The 18,150-nt window shown below is 64.7% G+C and carries 17 protein-coding genes and 1 other annotated feature; of the genes, 3 read left to right on the top strand and 14 right to left on the bottom strand.

Annotation, left to right across the window (positions count from 1 at the left end; all coding sequences use genetic code 11):
* Positions 1-423: 423 nt before the first annotated feature.
* The 6 genes from EBBID32_RS19305 to EBBID32_RS19280 form a co-directional block, all read right to left on the bottom strand.
* A complete protein-coding gene (locus tag EBBID32_RS19305; RefSeq protein ID WP_006964211.1) occupies positions 424-1,026 on the bottom strand; it encodes a DNA-3-methyladenine glycosylase I in 603 nt (200 codons plus the stop codon).
* On the bottom strand, positions 1,023-1,208 hold the full coding sequence (locus tag EBBID32_RS19300; RefSeq protein WP_006964210.1) for a hypothetical protein: 186 nt from the start codon (positions 1,206-1,208) through the stop codon (positions 1,023-1,025). Before EBBID32_RS19300 ends, EBBID32_RS19305 begins: the two co-directional genes overlap by 4 nt.
* Positions 1,209-1,316: 108 nt before the next feature.
* A complete protein-coding gene (locus EBBID32_RS19295) occupies positions 1,317-2,243 on the bottom strand; it encodes a DUF2493 domain-containing protein (RefSeq protein ID WP_006964209.1) in 927 nt (308 codons plus the stop codon).
* Positions 2,244-2,611: 368 nt separating this feature from the next.
* Entirely contained in the window at positions 2,612-3,676 is a 1,065-nt protein-coding gene (locus EBBID32_RS19290; RefSeq protein WP_006964204.1) for a DUF7146 domain-containing protein, read from the bottom strand.
* An 8-nt stretch (positions 3,677-3,684) separates the two neighbouring features.
* Positions 3,685-8,034, bottom strand: a complete 4,350-nt coding sequence (locus EBBID32_RS19285) for a strawberry notch-like NTP hydrolase domain-containing protein (RefSeq protein ID WP_006964203.1) — start codon at positions 8,032-8,034, stop codon at positions 3,685-3,687.
* Between the two features lie 217 nt (positions 8,035-8,251).
* Positions 8,252-9,480 (bottom strand): IS3 family transposase gene (locus EBBID32_RS19280; protein ID WP_370569477.1). Its coding sequence is split into 2 segments (ribosomal slippage): positions 8,252-9,192 and positions 9,192-9,480, totalling 1,230 coding nucleotides; the frame shifts between segments, so codons are not numbered across the junction.
* Positions 9,085-9,199: a sequence feature (AL1L pseudoknot), on the bottom strand. Its footprint overlaps the gene before it by 115 nt.
* Before the next feature lie 131 nt (positions 9,481-9,611).
* Here EBBID32_RS19280 and EBBID32_RS19270 point away from each other — a divergent pair.
* From EBBID32_RS19270 to EBBID32_RS25285, 3 genes are all read left to right on the top strand, one after another.
* Entirely contained in the window at positions 9,612-11,048 is a 1,437-nt protein-coding gene (locus EBBID32_RS19270) for a PAS domain-containing protein (RefSeq protein ID WP_037491932.1), read from the top strand.
* Positions 11,049-11,140: 92 nt separating this feature from the next.
* Positions 11,141-11,692, top strand: coding sequence for a PepSY domain-containing protein (locus EBBID32_RS19265; protein ID WP_006964194.1), 552 nt, complete (start codon positions 11,141-11,143; stop codon positions 11,690-11,692).
* Complete coding sequence (locus tag EBBID32_RS25285) at positions 11,689-11,982, top strand: DUF3325 domain-containing protein (RefSeq protein ID WP_006964192.1); 294 nt, start codon at positions 11,689-11,691, stop codon at positions 11,980-11,982. Before EBBID32_RS19265 ends, EBBID32_RS25285 begins: the two co-directional genes overlap by 4 nt.
* Before the next feature lie 178 nt (positions 11,983-12,160).
* Here the strand turns inward: EBBID32_RS25285 and EBBID32_RS19255 are convergent, their stop codons facing one another.
* The 8 genes from EBBID32_RS19255 to EBBID32_RS19220 all read right to left on the bottom strand — a co-directional run bounded on the left by EBBID32_RS19255 (position 12,161) and on the right by EBBID32_RS19220 (position 18,045).
* Complete coding sequence (locus tag EBBID32_RS19255) at positions 12,161-12,961, bottom strand: DUF7007 domain-containing protein (protein WP_006964190.1); 801 nt, start codon at positions 12,959-12,961, stop codon at positions 12,161-12,163.
* Positions 12,958-13,431: a hypothetical protein gene (locus EBBID32_RS19250; RefSeq protein ID WP_006964188.1), complete on the bottom strand. Its 474-nt coding sequence runs from the start codon at positions 13,429-13,431 to the stop codon at positions 12,958-12,960. Before EBBID32_RS19250 ends, EBBID32_RS19255 begins: the two co-directional genes overlap by 4 nt.
* Before the next feature lie 73 nt (positions 13,432-13,504).
* On the bottom strand, positions 13,505-14,251 hold the full coding sequence (locus tag EBBID32_RS19245; protein WP_006964185.1) for a hypothetical protein: 747 nt from the start codon (positions 14,249-14,251) through the stop codon (positions 13,505-13,507).
* Between the two features lie 77 nt (positions 14,252-14,328).
* The gene (locus tag EBBID32_RS19240) at positions 14,329-14,598 is read right to left on the bottom strand and encodes a hypothetical protein (RefSeq protein WP_006964183.1); all 270 of its coding nucleotides are present in this window, start codon (positions 14,596-14,598) and stop codon (positions 14,329-14,331) included.
* A complete protein-coding gene (locus EBBID32_RS19235) occupies positions 14,595-15,008 on the bottom strand; it encodes a DUF6915 family protein (RefSeq protein WP_006964180.1) in 414 nt (137 codons plus the stop codon). Before EBBID32_RS19235 ends, EBBID32_RS19240 begins: the two co-directional genes overlap by 4 nt.
* 10 nt (positions 15,009-15,018) lie before the next feature.
* Complete coding sequence (locus tag EBBID32_RS19230) at positions 15,019-15,486, bottom strand: DUF6878 family protein (RefSeq protein WP_006964178.1); 468 nt, start codon at positions 15,484-15,486, stop codon at positions 15,019-15,021.
* A gap of 84 nt (positions 15,487-15,570) precedes the next feature.
* Positions 15,571-15,765 (bottom strand): hypothetical protein, encoded by a 195-nt coding sequence (locus EBBID32_RS19225; RefSeq protein WP_037491929.1) that lies wholly within the window; start codon positions 15,763-15,765, stop codon positions 15,571-15,573.
* 66 nt (positions 15,766-15,831) lie between these two features.
* Complete coding sequence (locus tag EBBID32_RS19220; protein ID WP_006964176.1) at positions 15,832-18,045, bottom strand: ParB/RepB/Spo0J family partition protein; 2,214 nt, start codon at positions 18,043-18,045, stop codon at positions 15,832-15,834.
* Positions 18,046-18,150 lie beyond the last annotated feature (105 nt).

Here is an 18,150-nt window from a genome sequence, read left to right as displayed (position 1 = left end):
TCGGGGACCATCCCCGATGGCGCCCACAGGAGAGACCGGGTGCCGACGTCACCGGAGCGTCAGCGGAGGGGAACCCCCTCGCGGGGTTGACGGCCCAAGGCGGCCGAGGCTCGTATCAGGCGACAAAAGAGGGGTTGGTCTCCAGCAGCCCGGAGGCAGTCCGCTGTGGCCATAGCCGACCTGTCTGAAGATCCGTTGTAGTGGCGCATGCCTATCGCACGCCTCAGCCCCAGAATTGCAAGCTTTCCCACCGCCGACTCAGGGCATCGCATCAGCCCTCCGCGCATCAGGCGCGGCGCGTGGGCGAGTCGCGGCGCAACGCTTTCCCGCAAACCTTCGGCGATAGCACCGCTGTTCGTGCCGCAACGGGCTCGGCTGCATCGCGCCATCGCCATGGGCCGGACGATATTCGGGAAGATCCGTTCAGGCCGGCCGCCGGAACGCCTCACGGGCGCGCTGCGCTTTCGCGCGGGTGACGCAGCCTTCGGCATGATCGTTGATGAGCCCCATCGCCTGCATGAAGGCATGGACCGTGGTGGGGCCGACGAACGCCCAGCCGCGCTTCTTCAGATCCTTTGACATTGCGACCGAGACCGGCGAGGTCGAGGCGAGATACGGGATATCCCCGCCCTGCGGCTCGAAGCTCCAGACATAGGCGGCAAGCGATCCGGCCTCGCGCACGAGGTCCTGCGCCCTGGCAGCATTGTTGATCACGGCCTCGATCTTGCCGCGGTGCCGCACGATGCCTGCGTCCTGCAGCAGCCGTTCGACATCGGCCTCTCCAAAGGCCGCAACGCGATCGATCTCGAACCTCGCAAAGGCTGCACGAAAATTCTCGCGCTTGGTGAGAATAGTCCGCCAGGACAGGCCGGACTGGAAGCCTTCCAAACTCAATTTCTCAAACAGGCGGCGATCGTCGTCGACCGGAAAACCCCATTCGCTGTCATGATAGGCGATATAGTCGGTCGACGCCGCACACCACAGGCAGCGTGGTTGCCCATCAGATGGCGTGAACAGGACGCTCATGTCGTGTGACGCAAAGGGGCATCCAGACGCAGCGCCATGGTTTTGCGCATGCGCCTCACCCTTGCGATCAGCTGTGTGACGCGCGCAGGCGACAGGTTGAACTGGCGACCGAGCGCCGCATAACTGGCGCCTTCGCTATGAAGCCTTTCAAGCTCAGCGTTGCGAGCAGCCTTGCCCGTCATCGAAAATCCCCTGCTAGAATCCGCCAGCCCATGCGGCAGATCTATAAGATAGGGCATCGACGTCCCTGAGCGCAAGATTATCGTTCTTGTTTCGTTTCAAATTCCGGATCACCCTGCCCGTTTCCGGAAATCCCAGACGCGGATGCCCATCTTGCGGGCCTTGTCGGCAAGATTGTCCTGGATGCCGGTGCCGGGGAAGATGATGACGCCCTTGGGGCAGGTCTCCAGCATGGCGTCGTTGCGCTTGAACGGCGCGGCTTTCTTGTGGCGGTTCCAGTCAGGACGATAAGGGTCTTGGGGCACGTTGCGGTCGCGTGCCCAGCAAGCGGCGATACGCTCGGCGCCGGTCGGGGTCGCGCCATGCATGAGGATCAGGGTCGGCAATTGCTGATGGACCTTGTCGAGCACCGCATAGATGCGCTGGTGATCGTTGAAATCGGCGCCACCGGTAAAGGCGATGCGCACGCCATCGGGATCGAGCAGCCGCTGCTTCTGAAATGCGCGCTTGTCGACATGCTTGCGGCTGTCGAGCACCGCCGAGGTCAGCGTCTTGTGGTTGACCATCGGACCGGAACGGGGGAGCCAGGGCTTGCGCAGATGGATGCGGAACTGGTCGGCGGCGGCGTCGCGGAAATATTCCATGGTGTCGCGACGTTCGAGCATCGTGATGCCCTCGGCAATCGCGCGCTCCAGTTCAACCGACTTGACCTCGCTGCCATCCTGTTCGCGCTGCATCCGCTTCTGCGCCTGCTCATTGTCGTCGAGTTCGCGTTCGACCCGCTCACCGGCGCGGTGGAAGACATTGACGATGCCCCAGGCGAGATCCTCAAGGTCGGGTTCGATCCGCGTGTCGATCAGGCAGGAGACCAGGGCGTCGAACATCTCGGCGACCGCGCCGCCGGCGATGCGATCATCGGGCAGCGGGCGATGATCGGGTTCATCATCATAGGACCGATAGCCGTAGAGCTGCATTTCCTGAAGGAGGTAGGCGGTGGAGCCGGGCTGCGGATCCTGGGGCTGGTCATCATGCGTCATCGTAAGTCTTCCGTGCCTGTGCGCCGCGCCTCTCGCGGCCTTCGTGGCGACGGCCAGCGGCGGGCGGAACGGGACTGCACCGCGCCCCATGGGGCGAGGCCGCAGCGAAGCGGAGGATGGCGCAGCGGCGCTATTTTGCCTCGCGATGCAAAGGGACCGCCAAGCATTGCGCAAAAAAGTGGGAACCGGTTTTTTGCACCGGCAATGCGCCAACAGACTGTCCCGGCGGAAAATAGCGTCCGCGTAGCCATTGTCGTCCCGGGCCGACTGCCGCAGTCGCCCTCTCCCGAAGGCCGAGAACGCGGCGTCCCTACAGGCTGAAGACGGTGGCGATGATCCACCCAGCCCGCGCTGTCATCCGCTGCCCTTCAACCGACTGTCAGGAACTGTGCTGCATCCCCGACCCGGAGTTGAGCCCGAAGCCCTGCCGCCAGACGCTCGCGTCCGAAGGCCATCAGGTCGTCATTGAAATCGCCAAGCCTAGGCTCGAGCGGCACGACCTCAATCCCTGCCGGGATCGCCCGCTGGTTTAATGTCTTCAACGCCCCCGCGCCGGCCGGATCGTCGTCGCGCGCGACATAGAGGCGCTTCAAGCCTGCCGGGAACAGGATGGCGGCGAGATGGGCAGCGGAGAGCCCCGCGATCGCCGGCATCATGGGGATGACCTGCCGCAGCGACAGCATGGTCTCGATGCCTTCGCCCGCCATCATGACAGCGCCGGCACGCCCGAACCGCACCCCGTTGCCGAGCAGCTCACCCATGGCGCGCCGGGGATAGGCGACCGGCGCCTTGGCTGATCCGTTGAGCGCGAGCCAGGTGCGATGCACCCCGGTGACGCTGCCATCGAGATCGGTGACCGCGGCAATCATCGCGGGCCATGCGGTCCGAACATCGAGGCTATCCTCGTCCGATGGCCGATACCAGCAATGGCCGTGAAAACGCAGCGCCCCACAGCCGACAAGGTTCGTCATATGCCGGGAGGCGAGATAGGTCCGGACCAGGCTGCTGCCGATCGGCTTTGATCCGGCATGGAGCCGCCGCGCCGCCTCGGGCGTCCCCGTTGGCGCCTTGGTCCGTCGCAAAGGCGCATCCGCCACCGGAGGCGGCATCGGCAGGCGCAGAAAATGGCGCGCTTCGGCGAGCGTCTCGCGCAGGGTCCGGCAATTGCGGGCCATGGCGATGATGTCGAGCAGATCGCCGTGATGGCCGGACTGCGCGTCCGTCCATTTGCCCGCCGCCCCGCGCCCGTCAGGCGAGGCGGAGAGGCGGACATAGAGGCTGCGCCCCGGCGTGTTATGGACATCGCCCACCAGCCAGTAACGGCCTTCCTTGCGGCCCTTCGAAAGATAGTGACGACATACGGCCTCGGCATTGCCGGCAAGGGCATCGGCGATCTGGCTGGCAGGACTTGTCAGCATTTTGGTGGGCATCATGGGGCTCCTCAGGCGGCCTGACGCGCCTGGACTCGCTCAATCGGAAACCGATCGAGCAGACCCTCCAGCACGCCGACGCCGACAGCCCCTGTCGGCACGTAGAGCTTCAGCTTCCACGAGACGATCTCGGAGATCAAGCCCATGGATTTCAACCGCTCGACACCCAGATCGTTGAACCCGGTGAGTTCGATGCGCCAGTCGTTCATCGCGCGGACGCGCTGGAGCTTCTGGTTCTGCGCCAGCATCAGCGAGGATTCGCCCGACATCAGCATGGCCATCGCGTCCTCGCCCGACAATCTGACCGGGCCATCATCATTGGCGATGCGCGCCGCCCAAGCGGGAGAGACGCGGCGACCGATGATCCGCTCGCCATCGTCGCTCTGGAGCCGATAGACGCGGGTCGATTCGTCGGGGAGCAACTTCCAGATCGGCAGCAAAAGGCCCGACACCATATGCAGGGTCGAGGTTTCGTGGCTCGGCAGGCTGTCCAGTTCGGCGGACCATGCCGCACTGAACGTCGGCCTGTCCGCTTCCTCCCACTGGCTGGCGACCAGCATCTCGGCCGGGATCACGCTATCGGTGAGCGGCCAGACCAGACGCACGCGTGGGAAGATCGCACCGTCATCATCGGTCACGCTGCGCGCCCGGCGCTGGATCGCGGCCTTGCCGGTCTTTCCATTGACCAGCAGCTTCGCGCCGCTTGTCTCGGCCTGGGCCAGCGCATCGGCGAGCGACAAGGGCGTCAGCCGATCCTTGCGCTCGATCGTCAACAGCGCGGTCTGCGCGCCGGTGCCGGGATGGGTGTAGATCGGTGCCCGACCGACGATGCGGAAGCTTTCCGCCTGCAGCGTCTCAAGGCCGACCTCATAGCTGCCGGACGCCTGCGCCTGTTCGATCCGCGCGGTAAGCAGACCTTCGAAGGCTTCGAACAGCAGGTTCTGCATGGCGACGGTCAACGCCAGCATGCGGTTGAGGAAGACATTGATCCCGGGCAGTTCGTCCTTCAACCCGCCATCGCTGTCGAGCAATGACAGGCCGGTCGCCGCTTCGAAGCGGGCGAGCGAACAGCCCTCGATCTTGCCGCGCGCGAGCAGCACATAGAGCTGGCGCAGCGCATCGCGGGCATACCACGATTCCAGATTGTCCTCGGGCCGGAACATATTCTGTCCGCCGGTCTGGCGCTGGCCGCGCGTGATCGCGCCCAGCGAATCCAGACGCCGGGCGATGGTCGAGATGAAGCGTTTCTGCGCCTTCACATCGGTCGAGACCGGTCGGAACAGCGGCGGTTGCTTCTGGTTGGTGCGATTGGTGCGCCCGAATCCCTGGATCGCGGCATCGGCCTTCCAGCCCGCTTCGAGCAGATAGTGCACACGCCGCCGCTGGTTCACCGCGCCGAGATCAGCATGATAGGAGCGTCCGGTCCCGCCGGCTTCCGAGAAGACGAGGATGCGCTTCACATCGCTCTGGAAGGCATCGGTCTCGTGCAGCGCCGCCGAAGCCGGACGGTTCTCGACCGCGAAACGGATCGAGCCATCATCGGCCTTCTTCGGTACGACGCGGCGCGACCGGCCCGTCACCTCCGCCACCATCTCCGTCCCGAAATGCTGCACGATCTGATCGAGCGCACCGGGCACCGGCGGCAGGGCCGCAAGCCGTTCGATCATGTCGTCGCGGCGACGGACGGCCTCGCGATTCACCACGGGGTTCCCCTCCTCGTCGTGAACGGGCCGGGAAGAGAGATTGCCCTCGCCGTCGGTGAACGGCTCGTAGAGCTGCACCGGGAAGCTGTGCTGAAGGTAAGAGAGAACGCCGTCCCTCGGCGTGATGTCCACCGACACGTCATTCCATTGATCAGCCGGGATTTCGGCGAGGCGGCGTTCCTGCATCGCCTCGCCGGTCGATACGATCTGGACCACGCTCGCATGACCGGCAGCCAAATCGCGCGCGATACTGGCGATGACAGCAGGCGTCTGCATGCTGGTGATGAGGTGGTTGAAGAAGCGCTGGAGCATCCCCTGATAGGCGGATTTGGCCTGCGCCTTGGCCTGACGGTTGAGCGTGCCATGCGCAGCGCTGGTCACGCCGGCGGCTTCGAGCGCGGCGTCGAGATTGTTGTGGATCACCTCGAAGGCCGAGGCATAGCTGTCGTAGATGCGGACCTGCTCGGCGGTCAGCCTGTGCTCCAGCATCTCATATTCGACACCGTCGAAGGACAGCGAACGGGCGGCATAGAGCCCCAACGCCTTGAGATCGCGGGCCAGCACCTCCATGGCCGCGACCCCGCCATTTTCGATCGCGGTGACGAACTCGCCGCGCGTCGCAAACGGGAAATCATCGCCCCCCCACAGGCCCAGCCGCTGGGCATAGGCAAGGTTCTGCACGGTGGTCGCGCCCGTCGCCGAGACATAGACGATGCGGGCATTGGGCAGCGCGTGCTGGAGCCTGAGGCCGGCGCGGCCCTGCTGCGAAGGTGCGACGTCACCGCGTTCGCCCTTGCCGCCGGCGGCATTGGCCATGGCGTGCGCCTCGTCGAACACGATCACCCCGTCGAAATCCGCGCCAAGCCATGCGACGATCTGCTCGACCCGCGATTTCTTGCCGCCCCGTTCCTGCGAGCGCAGCGTGGCGTAGGTGGTGAACAGCACGCCCTCTTCCAGACGGATATCGCTGCCCTGCTTGAAGCGCGAGAGCGGCGTTACCAGGAGTCGCTCCTGGCCCAACGCAGACCAGTCGCGCTGCGCATCCTCGAGCAACCGATCCGAGACCGATAGCCAGCATGCCTTGCGCCGACCCTTGAGCCAGTTGTCCAGGATGATCGCGGCGACTTGACGGCCCTTGCCTGCGCCGGTGCCATCGCCGAGGAACCAGCCCCGGCGAAACCTGACGCTGCCGTCCACATCCTCCGGCGCAGCGGTGACCACATCGCAGGTCACATCGACCTTCCACGCACCCGACAGATGGCCGGCATGGGCTTCGCCGGCAAAGATCACCGATTCCAGCTGCGCGTCGGAGAGAATGCCGAGCGTCGCAAGCTGGGGTGGCAGATGCGGCCGGTAAGAGGGTTTGGGTGGTGCGATCGAGGCCATCGCCGCCGACTGGACCAGCGGCGTCGGGTGCGGCTGCGCGCCCTCGATGCGCAGCGACTGGAGCGCATAGGGCTCGTAGATGCCCTCGCTCAGCCGTTCGGCGGGCGGCGCCCAGTCGATCGTCTCATAGGCCAGCTCGATCGCGGGGGTGTCCGGGACGGGTGGCGTGGCGTCCATCGAAGCGGCACGGGCCTTTGCGCGCACCGTCGAGGCGGATGCGGTGACAGGCAGTGCTGCGACCGGTGCCGGGGCGACAGGTGAGCGCGGCGGCACCTGATTGAGCACCCAGCCCAGCAGGGTCGCGGTATCCGGCGCGATGCCCGCGCTCGTGGGGAGCACGGAGGGATCATCGGCCAGCACTTTGTCGATGACGGTCAACCGCGTGTCGATGGTCGTGCCGTGCCTGGCATAGACCTTCCCGTCGATCGCGGCGGTGAACACAACGCGCGCTCGGTCCTGCAACTGCACGAAGGCGTCGCGCCAGGTGGGTGCATCGGGCGAGCAGGACGCACCGGTAATCGCGACCAGACGGCCGCCCGGTTCGAGACGGGCCAGCGCCGAGGCGATATGGCGCATCGCAGCGTCACGCATCGTCCGGTCGACATGAGCAACTGCCGAAAAGGGGGGGTTCATCAACACCACGGTCGGGCGCACAGTAAGCGGCAGCCGATCGTCGATCGAGGCGGCGTCGTGCCGCGAGACGGCAATGCCGGGAAACAGAGACCCAAGCAATTCGGCGCGGGTCTCGGCCAGTTCGTTGAGCGTCAGGCTTGCCCGCGCGAGCAAGGCATGGACGGCCATCATGCCGGTGCCGGCGGAGGGTTCCAGCACATGATCGCCGGGAACGAGCGCGGCCGCGATCGAGGCGACATAGGCAAGGCCCGGGGGCGTCGAATATTGCTGGAGTGCCTGCGAGGTTTCCGAACGGCGAGTGTGCGTCGGCAATAGGGCCGCCACCCGCTCGATCAGCGCCAGCGCGTTTCCGGGCGCGCGGCCGGTGATGGTCTGCCCATAGCGGCGCAGAAAGAGGATTTCGGCGGCCTCGCAAGCGTCATAGGCGCTCTTCCAGTCCCAGGCGCCTTCGGCATCGGTGCCGTCCAACGCTCCGACCATAGCTGCGCGCAGGGCTGCACTATCGATCGGACGCCCGGCCTCAAGGCTTGGCACAAGGCCACGCGCGGCAGCCAACAGGGCACTGGCCCGGCCGGCAAAGCCGGGCGCGCAGGAAGGTGACGCGGCGCCAGGCGCCGCGTCGGACAGGATGTGGGTCATGAGGAATGGTCTCCGGGAGAGCGGGATGAAGCAGACCCGGCGAACGCTCTCTCTCAGCCCGCCCGGGTTCCCCCTTTCCGGCCAGCCTCTTCCTTTCCCGACGACGCAGCAGGTAGCTCTGCGCCCTGCACCGTCGTCGCGATCGTCATGCGTCCACGAATAGCGCAACATTGCAAGGTGAAGCGTCCCGGGTTTTCCGGAGGCAGTTTGGTTTGAGTTAGGCGACCATATCGAGGGTTTCGAGGGCCGCATAGTAGTTCGCTTCGGCTTCGGCAGGCGGGATGTAGCCGATAGGGCCGAAGAGGCGGTGGTTGTTGAACCAATCCACCCAGCGCAACGTCGCCATTTCCACTGCGGATACGCTCGACCAGGAGCGCTGGCGCCAGATGACCTCGGCCTTGTAGAGACCGTTGATCGTCTCGGCCAAGGCGTTGTCATAAGAATCGCCCACGCTCCCGACCGAGGGCACCAGATTGGCTTCGGCAAGGCGCTGTGTGTAGTTCATGGCAAGATATTGAACGCCCCTGTCGCTGTGATGGATCAGGCCGTCGTCCGGGCCGGGCCTGCGGGCATGGATAGCTTGCTCCAGGGCATCGAGGACAAAGCCGGCCGTGGCCGACGTGCTGACCTTCCAGCCTACGATCCGTCGCGCATAAGCGTCGATCACGAAGGCGACATAGACGAAGCCGACCCAGGTGTGGACGTACGTAAAATCGACCACCCACAAGGCATTGGGCCGCGAGACGCGGAACTCCCGATTGACCTTGTCCAGCGGGCATGGCGCCTTGGGATCGCTGACGGTAGTCACTGTCTTCTTACCTCGCCGTATGCCGGCAAGCCCCATGCTGCGCATGAGACGCTCCACGGTGCACTTGGCAACCGCAATGCCTTCGCGGCGTAGCTGATGCCAGACCTTGCGCGACCCGTAGAGACTGTGGCTGTCCTCGTAGACGCGCTTGATCTGACGACAGATTTCTTCGTCCCGACGCGCACGCTCGGGTCGCCTAGACGGATCAGCCAGGCGTGCAGCATGTTCGTGATAGGAGGACGGGGCGATTGCCAGCTCTCGGCAGATCGGCTCGATACCCAGGTCCCGGCGATGGGCGTCTATGAACGCCATCATCATCTCTCGCGGCGGTCGAGCTCCGCCATCGCAAAATATGCAGACGCTTTGCGGAGGATCTCGTTGGCTCGGCGCAGTTCCTTCACTTCACGTTCGAGAGCCTTGATCCGGGCCTTCTCATCGGCGGCCAGCGCCGCTGGCCCCGCTCGTCGGCTCGCCTCCTCGCGGCACCAGCGGCGCAGCGTCTCCGCCGTGCAGCCAATCTTGACGGCAATCGAGGACATCGCCTCCCACTCCGATCCGTAATCGGCGCGATGTTCGCCAACCATACGCACCGCACGATCGCGGATCTCAGGTGAAAACTTGTTCCGAGTTCTGCTCATAACGAAAGCTCCTTCTCATAAATCGGAGCCTCCGGAAAACCCGGGACGCTTCAAGGCCATGCCTTCGGCAAACGCAGATGGCGATAATGGCGAAACGCGATTATCCTGCTCTCCCTAAAAGGGGGTGGCACTTGTTTCGACTCATTGAAGACGCGAGCATAGATTTCGGGGCGTTGTTCAACGTGTCGCCCAACGCCTACGTTCTGTTCGATCCTGAACTCGTCATTGTCGGATGCAATGACGCCTATCTGAAATCGGTCCACCGGGAGAGCCGGGAGGAGATCATCGGACGCTACCTGTTCGAGGCTTTTCCCAGCGATCCCGCCAGCGACAGCTATCGCCTGCTCAAACAGTCGCTGGACCTCGTGGTCGCGACGCACCGGGCGGACACGATCGCGCTCATTCCCTATGATGTGTCCCGCGCCGGAGAAATCCCGGAAATGCGCTACTGGAGCGCAACGCATACCCCGGTGTTCGATGCGGCCGGGGTATTGCGCTATATTCTCCAGCACACAGTCGATGTCACGGAACTCAGGACGCTGCGCGAGCAGGCGCAGGATCGCTCGATCCTCGAAGCGGGCGTGCTGATCCGTGCGCAAAAGGTCCAGGCCGAGAGCGAGCGGCTGAAGGACCTCTTCGCGCAGGCCCCCGGATTTGTCGGCATCCTGTCCGGCCCCGACCATGTCTTCGAGATCGCCAACACGGCTTATCGCCGCCTCGTTGGCGGACGCGAACTGGTGGGTCTCGCGGTCCGCGAGGCATTGCCCGAAGTGGTCAATCAGGGCTTCATCGACCTTCTCGATGAGGTTCGCCGCTCCGGCGCGCCCTATGTCGGTCACGGCGTTCCAGTGCTTCTGCAACAGGCGCCAGGCATCGAGGAAGAGCGCTTTGTCGACTTCGTCTATCATCCGCTGTTGGACGACAAGAATGAGGTTCATGGCATCTTCGTGCTCGGTAACGATGTCACCGAACAGAAGCGGGCAGAGGAACGGCTGACCACGATCGCGCAGGAAAGCGCCCACCGTGTGAAAAACACCCTGGCCATGGCTCAGGCGGTCGTCGCCGCATCGATCCGTGAAGCCAAGGACCTACCGGGCGCCAACAAGGCGATACAGGACCGGCTCGCGGTCCTCGCCATCACCCAACCAGCCCTGATTGAGGGCACATTGGCGCCGGCCGATATCGCGCTTGTCGTGCCGGCGGTCGTGGGGCTCCACAAGGACCTGTTCGGCCGGATCGAGATCGCCGGCCCCCACGCCGCGCTCGATCCAGCCACAAGTCAGGGACTTGCGCTGATCCTCCACGAACTCGCCACCAATGCGATCAAATATGGAGCCCTTTCCAATGAGCGCGGAAGAGTGTCGATCCGATGGGCACCGGCTGATGACGAGCGCAGGATCGAGCTGACATGGGAGGAAACGGACGGCCCGCCGGTCGAGGCGCCTGCGACCAAGGGCTTCGGAACGAAGCTGATCGAGCGCGCCTTGCCCGAAGGCAAAGGCAACCGCGTCGAGCTTAACTTTCCCTCCACAGGCGTGGTCTGTCGCTGCGCGCTAGCGTGCCCCTGACGGATTCTGGTCAGGGCTGTTCCCAGGCGACGTGACGCCAGAGACAGCCGCTGCGACATTTTGCGAGTCGATCGCATTGGCGCTATGCCGACATGCCACTACGCTGGCTTTATTTCCTGTCCGGGTTGGGCGGCACGGTCATGGTCGGCACCGGGCTTATCCTCTGGACGGTCAAGCGTCGCGCGAAGCTTCCCGATCCCTCACGTCCGCACCTCGGTTTCCGCATCGTCGAGCGGCTCAACATCGCGGTCATTATCGGCTTCCCGATCGGGCTGGCCGTCTATTTTCTCGCCAACCGGCTGTTGCCGCTGTACTTGGCGGAGCGAGCCGATCGCGAGATCGCCAGCCTGTTCATCGCCTGGGGCCTGGCCACGACCTTCACATTGGCACGTCCGGCCCGGCGGGCATGGATCGAGCTGTGCGGGGCGGCAGCGCTGCTGTTTGTGGCCGTGCCGGTCGTCAACGCTCTGACCACATCACGCGGACTTCCGGTCAGCCTCGTGCATGGCGACTGGGCATTCGCGGGATTTGATCTCATCATGCTCGCGATCGGTGGGCTCGCGGCACTGGCAAACTGGAAAATGACGCGAGCCACGCCGTCCACCGATAACCGCCGTCCCTCCGCAAGACTCTTAGCCCTATGATGCTCCATCCGATCTTGCTCACCCTCGCATCGGCTGGTTTCGTGTCGCTCTGCGCCGGATTGCCGCGCTACCAATCCAGCCTCCTCAACCGCAGGCTGTCACCGAAAGCCACGCGCTATTTGCGGCTGGCTGGATGGCTGTTGGTAGCGAGCATGGCAGCCATTGCGGTCATCGGGTTCGGCGCTGGATGCGGTCTCGTCCTCAGTGCAGGCTATGCGACGGTCGGAGCGGCATCAGCCGTTACTCTGACCAGTCGCGGCAATCGACACGGCTCGTCAAATCGGCGCTAAAGCCGAGCCCTATCATCCTCGTTGTGGATAACCGCCCATCGACAAGGCTGCGAGCGCGAACCGTTCTGGCGCGCCACCGGGCGCCCGCCGAGCCATGGCGGCGACGCTGTCGTCGCGCGGCAGCCAAAGAAAAGGCCCATCAGCGCAGGACGATGGGCCAAAGCGCTGCAGTACAATGTCAGGCGATGGAAGCATAGCGCGAGCGATCGATGACAAAGCCGTGGCGTCCCGCTGCATATTCGTCGCCAGGCACGAGAAACGAACGCTGGGCACCACCCTCGCGCCGCCCACCCATCGTGGCGATGGCTTCCACAAAGCCCGGATGACGCTCCGACCGGAGCGCCGAGATCACGACCCAGTCCGCGGCATGGTCGCGTTCGAAACGCTGACGATCGCGCGTGAAGGATTCCTCCGCCGACAGGATACGGCCATGGACGGCTTCCCAGGCATCGGGTTCCCAATCACGCAGGGTCCGGTCGGCGGACCGCTGCTCTCGATCCGTGAAGAGTGTGGGATAACCGACCGCCACCCGCGCCCAATCTGCGTCTTCCTCATACCAGCCACCCTTCAGCCTCAGCGCGGGATGGAGTGCGGCGTTGCGCGCGCGGTCGAGTTTGAAGCCGCCATGCGAGGCGGTGGAATGGCAGACGACGCCTTCGGCATAGACTGTCGCGCCTTGCGACAGGCCCCAGGGCGTCGATACATGCATGCGTACCTCCTTGCGCCCCAGCGCCTCGCGTTGGGTGAGATGAAGCGCGACGTCCTCGACATGCGCCCGAAAGCTCGCCTCGTCCGGAACCACGCCTTCGCTGCCATAGACGTCAGCCTCGGTCCATTCGTCGATTGGCCGCCGCAGCCGCCAGCCCGACGCCAGGCGAAAGCCTGAACCGCAAGGTGCGGCGAGATAGGCAACATCGCCGATCCGGGCCGCCCAATGGCCATCGGCGCTCGTGCCATAGTCCGGTATGACCGCGCTCATGCCACCCTCCCGAGCCGGACGGGAGGCAGGACCATATCGGGGTCCAGCACCTCCTCGATAACCGCGTCATGATAGCGATGCTCCGCCGACCAGGCTTCGGCCGCCGCTAGATCAGGCGCGAGATGGTGCAATTCCTCGCGCCCGTCGCGGCGGGACAGGATGCGCACCATGCCGGTTCTGGGCTTTTCGGCGACTTCGAAGCGGAGCTGGCTGGTGATGGTGTAGATCCGACGAACCTTCATCACGATAATGCCCTGGCTGCCGTAATTGCCCAGATGCAACGCAAAGGTCGCCGGCGAAGGATAGGCGCCGTCACGACCGGCCACCTTCTCGACCAGACGTCCCATTCCGTTCTGCTCGTTCCACGCCCGCAATATGCGGGTGAAGCGCTCAGGCGGACGCGGCTCGCCGGTCGAGAAAGTGATGAGGCTGCCGAGCGGTGCGGTGTCGAAGATATGCTGTGCGGACATTTTCATGCTCCTTGAAACGCGAAAACCCGGCACGAGGCCGGGTTTTCGAGGGATGGTTGGGGAAGGAAAAGGATCAGGCAGATGCGGCACGCGCGATCCGGATCGCAGCCATGGCAGCGCTGAACTCAAGGCCGCGAAGCTGCTCGTCGAGATCGAGCGTTGGGACCAGCGCGATGCAAGCCTGCCGGATATGCTCGTCACTGACCGTGACCCCGGCGGCATCGGTGCCCACATAGGCCTGCTGGATATCCGCCACCATCGATCGGACCTCCGCCTCCTCAATCGCCAGGATGCCATGCTTGCCGTGTCCGGGTGCGCAACCGAGCTCGCCATAGTCGCACCGGTCGAGCAAATGCGCTTCCATCTCGCTGGTCGAGGAAGAAAGGATATGGTCTGCGGTCACCACGGTGACCCCTCCACCGAACCCATCGGGCCGCATCTTCGTACAGGTCCAGGCCGACGTGATGACGACATGGTCGAGCTGATCGCAGCGCCGCACGATCTGCTGGAAGATCGCAGCGTCGCCGAGATCGGACAGATCGAGTTCCAGTTCGGTCTCATCGGGTCCGGCTTCGGCCAGTCTGGTGCGGATCATCTCGACGACAGGGCCGGACGGCATCGGCTCCTCGTCCAGCATGGTCTTGAGATCGGCGATGTCGAGCCAGACGGTATCGGATGGTCCGTCGCTCGCGAAGAAATAGACGGCGTCGCCATCGCTTTCATGTTCGAACATCTGGCACAGCAGAGCATGTTCGAGCGAGGTGATCGCGGCGAGCGGAATGCTCGGTCGCACGACGGTGGGCGAATGATAATCAGCCATGACAGATCTCCAGATATGCAAAAGCCCGGCGCAATGGCCGAGCTGATTGATTGAACAAGGGGAATGGAGGCGACGGGCTATCCCCAGTCGAAGACCGGCAATGCGTCGATCTCGTCGGCATCGCGGTCGAAATGGATATAGTCCGCGCCGAGCGATCGGGCGTGTGCCATGATCGCGCCGAGATCGGGCGGCACATCGTCGCCGGGTTCTTCGCTGGCCCAGACGAACCAGCCATAGGGTGTGGGCGAAGCGATCACGTCCGCCCTGTCGACATAGGCGCGCGCATCGGGCGAAAGATGCGCCGTCGAGCAATCGAGGAAGAGCCGCAGCGGATAGATGGCGGTCATGGCCCTTCTCCCGCGATGGCCGCCGCCGGAGCAGGTTGTCGTCCCGGGTCGCCGGCGGCGAAGGGATCGACCTCGCGGTGGATCGGCTGCGCCCGGCCCATCCAGGGTTCGGGGCGGATACAGCGCGCCCAGTCGGCAAAGCTCGGAATGAACCCCAGATCCTCGCGAATATGCTGTTCGCCAATGAGCCGAACCGGAACGACCCGGCCGGTCGAGAGGGTGATCGTCACCCCAAAGGCCCGTTCCAGTTCGAATACGCCCTGAGCATGGTGCCGCAGGGCACGATGCCGAAAATCGGCCGTGATTTCCTTCGAAGGCTGATCGAACCATTGGTGCAACGCCAGATAGTCCTCCGGCACGCCGCCCCATTTGCGGACCGAGGAGAGCGCATGATGATAGCAATGTCCCATCGTTTTCTCCTCACCAGCTGTAGCAATGCTGTTCGGACGACATGAACCGCTCGTTGTAATCGAGCGTGATCGTCCCGGTGGCGACGTCGAAGGTGAATTCGCCATAAGCCCCGTCCGAATTCTCCCAGCCTGCATGCTTCTCGCGCAGCAGGTCATAGGTCATGGTCTCCAGCGCCAGCTCGGCACTGTGCCGTCGCTCCACGGCCCGGGTTTCTCCATAGGGCAGGTCGAGGCTGGCCACCTTGCCGCCGGGCAGCGCGACTTGCGCATCATCGCTGAAAGCCGTGATATCCTCGATCTGGCCGCTATCGCCCTCGCCGTCGAAGAGGACGGTGACACGCGTGATATTGGCCGAAGCGAGGAAGGCGAAGAGCCGGGCCTTGTTGCCGGGAACGAGTGCGGCAGCCGCGGCTTCCCAGGCTGCGTAGTTCGACATGAGCGCGTCCATGTCGATCGCCGGTTTCGATTTGTCCGTCATGACGGATCTCCTGAAGGGCGAAAGCCCGGCGCTGTGACCGGGCTTTCTGAAGAGAAGGGGAAAGGGAATGGCGGTGACGGCGTGTCATTCGCGCAAGCCCCCGCTGGCGACATCGGCGATCCATTCGGCCGCCTCATCGAAGTCGGCATCGTCGTCCGCGACGAGCCGGGCGAGCGCGACCGCGCCTTCACGGCCGAGCTGGCCAAGACGGTGCAAGGCCGCATGCAGAACAGGCGCCAGGCTCTCGGCACTGGCAGTCTCAAGATTGGAAAAAGGCATGGTTCGATCCTTCAGGAACGAATTGGGAGGAAAGGCGGGGCAGCGAACGCCACCCCGCCCGGACGATCAGGCCGCTTCCGGCAGTGCCGCGTCGTCGTCATTGCCGGGAGCAGTGTCAGCCCCGGTGCCAGCCTCCACCGGTTCCTCCTCAAGGAAGGCCGGAAGCACCTCGGCTTCATCGACCTGCGTCCCCGGTTCCACACCCTGCGCAGCGTCAATCGGCGCGGCATCCATGGGCTCCGGCGTGCGCATCGGCTCGGGCAGCCAGTCGCTGTCCTCCAGCAAGCGTTCGGCCTCGCGCGCCATGTCGCCCTTCTTGAGATGGTCGATCATCTCGGCGAACTTCGCGCCCTTCGCCTCGGCCACGTCGGCAATGATCCGCTGCTTGGTGACGCTGCCCAGATAGCCCGCGACCGTCGGCCGCCAGCCCGCTCCGATCAGATCGAGCCCGACCGCACGCGCCAGCACATGGCTGTGCGACACCCGGCGCTCGACGCTGCTCCTGGAGATGCGGCCATTGTCGTACTTGGGGACCACCTCCTGTTGCGCATTGAGCACCTTCGAAGCGCAATGGGCGAAGAGCGCGGCCTGCTCATTGCCGTCGAGCGCCAGCAGCGCGTCCCACAGATCTTTGTCGGAATCAGGCAGCCGGTCGGCCCAGCGCTTGTGCCGCTCGGCGATCGCCCGCGCCGGCGCGCTGTCGCGCAGCCCCGTGGCCGAGAAACAGAACGACGCCTCGTTCAGCGAGATCTGGAGACAGGATTCGCGGGTCGAGGAATAGAAGCAGTCGAGCACGAAGGCGTGCAGCACCGCTGCGAAGGCCGTCGAAGGCGACTGTGCGAACGCATCCTGCAGCGCCAGCGTGCGCCAGGCCGTGAGTTCGGCGACGAGCCGGTCGGGCAGCGGCTTCACCACCTCGCCATCCTCGTCGTCCTCATCTCCGGAGGCCGCGCCGCCCGCCGTACCGATCGCCACGACATTGGAGACGGTGGAACCGACCCCGCCGTCAACCTCCTCACCATCGTCATTGCCGCCATGATGCAGGGCCTCACCTGCCGCGCCCGCATCCTCGTCGCCCTCGGCCTCGACCACCGGCTCATCCTCGGGCCGGACATAGCCGCGCTCGATGCACAGCGTCCCGTCGACCTCGATCGACAGGAACGCGCCGGCGATGGCCATGTCCTGGGGCTCGAAGGTCATCGGCCGTTCGACCAGCGCGCCGATCGCGGTGTCGATCGCCTCGATGCGGGCCTGGACCTCGTCGGGCACCTCGGGCGCATCGGCCCATTCGGCTTCCAGGTCCTCGATCTCGGTCTGGAGCGCGGCGAGCTTCTCTTCCTCCTCGCCGGTCATGGCCAGCTCGACCCCCTCGATCTCGCGCAGGCCGTTGGTAACGCCCCAGGGCATGTCGATCGCGGTCGCAACCCATTTCCAACCCTCGGCAGCGATACGCTCGCCTTCGGCCTGAAGCTTCTCGCCAACAAGCCTGTCGAGCAGCGCGGGATCGGTCAGCCAACCGCCATCATCGGGCTCGAACAGGTCGCGCATCACGCAGCCGCCCGCCGCGACATAAGCCTCGACGCCGATGAAGCGCACCCGCTTGTCGCCGGCGCGCACCGTATTCTCGGTGAGCCTGCCACGGATGAAGGCGCCCGACTTGTTATAGCTGTGCGCCAGCATCTCCCACACCTGTTCCTGGCGGGCATGATCGTCGGTGACCGCGAAGGCCATGAGCTGTTCGAGCGTCATGCCGTCCTCGGCATAGATCGCATGCAGCGTCGGCGAGACCTTGGCGAGGCGCAGGCGCTGGTTCACGACTGCCGGGGTCACCAGGAAATGCGCGGCGATGGAGTCGATATCCTCGCCCTTGTCGACCATCGCCTGCATGGCGCGGAACTGATCGAGCGGATGAAGCTGCTCGCGGAAGGTGTTTTCCGCAAAGCTGTCCTCCTCGGCGGTGACGGCATCATTGGCCGCCTTGACCACACAGGGGATCGGTGCGTCCTTGGCGAGACGCTTCTGCTTGACCAGCAGTTCGAGCGCGCGAAACCGCCGGCCACCGGCCGGCACCTCGAACTGGCCGGTCTCCTGACCCTCCGTGTCCAGCACAGGCCGCACGTTGAGGCTCTGGAGCAGGGTGCGGCGCACGATGTCGTCCGCCAGTTCGCCGATCGACACGCCCGCCTTCACCCGGCGAACATTGGACTGGGACAGCACCAGACGGTCGAACGGAATGTCGCGCGAGCCGCTGAGGGTGATCTTCTGAGGCGCTTTGGCCATGGGTTTTCTCCATGACGGGCCGCCGGAAGACTCTCTCCCGGCTCCCAGCCCGTCACGAAGCCTTGGCTTCCCTCTTCCTCTATCGGGCCTGCCACCGGCAGGCCC

It is taken from the genome of Sphingobium indicum BiD32, from assembly GCF_000382885.1.
In the GTDB taxonomy this organism is placed as follows: domain Bacteria; phylum Pseudomonadota; class Alphaproteobacteria; order Sphingomonadales; family Sphingomonadaceae; genus Sphingobium; species Sphingobium japonicum_C.
This window is presented reverse-complemented; position numbering and strand designations above follow the sequence as displayed.